The 397-nt window shown below is 64.2% G+C and carries 1 pseudogene; it reads left to right on the forward strand.

Annotation, left to right across the window (positions count from 1 at the left end):
• A pseudogene (locus GVL52_RS29970) lies at positions 1 to 397 on the forward strand (ferredoxin--NADP reductase); the annotation flags it as partial.

Below are 397 nucleotides of genomic sequence, written 5' to 3' on the forward strand. Positions count from 1 at the left end.
CGCCAACTGGGAAGAGCATCTGGAGTTCTTCAGCATCAAGGTGCAGGACGGCCCGCTGACCTCGCGCCTGCAGCACATCAAGCCGGGCGACAAGGTGCTGGTCGGCAAGAAGCCCACCGGCACCCTGCTGATCAGCGACCTGCACCCGGGCAAGAACCTGTACCTGCTGGGCACGGGTACCGGCATGGCGCCGTGGCTGTCGGTCATCAAGGACCCGGAGACCTACGAGCGCTTCGAGAAGGTGATCCTCTGCCACGGCGTGCGCTACGAAAAGGATCTGGCCTACCGCGATTACTTCGAGAGGGAGCTGCGTGAGCACGAGTTCCTGGGCGAGATGATCGGCGACAAGCTGCTGTACTACCCGGCCGTCACCCGCGAGCCGTTCGCCAACCAGGGC

This window comes from Rhizobium sp. 18055 (assembly GCF_902706285.1).
Classification (GTDB): domain Bacteria; phylum Pseudomonadota; class Alphaproteobacteria; order Rhizobiales; family Rhizobiaceae; genus Rhizobium.